General features: G+C 67.0%; 1 protein-coding gene. It reads right to left on the minus strand.

Annotated elements, in window-relative coordinates:
* Positions 1–557: SDR family oxidoreductase (locus E0H73_RS45620; RefSeq protein ID WP_131367568.1), on the minus strand; the 557-nt coding region annotated here is incomplete at both ends.

The raw sequence follows: 557 nt of genomic DNA on the forward strand, positions 1-557 counted from the left end.
GGGCGGCCGCCGGTGGCGCCGATGCGTTCGCCGGTGATGTAGGTCGAGTCGTCGGAGGCGAGGAAGACGTACGCCGGGGCGAGCTCGGCGGGCTGGCCGGCGCGGCCGAGGGGCGTGTCGGCGCCGAACTCGCCGACCTTGCCGGCCGGCATGGTTGCCGGGATCAACGGTGTCCAGATCGGGCCTGGAGCGACCGCGTTGACCCGGATGCCCTTGGGCGCGAGCTCCTGTGCCAGTCCTTTGGTGAAGTTCAGGATGCCGGCTTTGGTGGTGGCGTAGTCGAGCAGGTTCGGCGACGGCTCGTAGGCCTGGATCGAGGTGGTGTTGATGATCGCCGACCCCTCGGACAGGTGTGGCAGGGCTGCCTTGCACAGCCAGAACATCGCGTAGAGGTTGGTCTTCATGACCTGGTCGAACTGCTCGGTGGAGATGTCCGCGATACCTTCGCGAGACATCTGGTACGCGGCGTTGTTGACCAGGATGTCCAGTCCGCCGAGCTCGTCCACGCAATAGTCCACCAGCCGCCGGCAGTGTTCCTCGTGCTGGATGTCGCCGGC

The sequence above is a fragment of the Kribbella pittospori genome, assembly GCF_004331465.1.
In the GTDB taxonomy this organism is placed as follows: domain Bacteria; phylum Actinomycetota; class Actinomycetes; order Propionibacteriales; family Kribbellaceae; genus Kribbella; species Kribbella pittospori.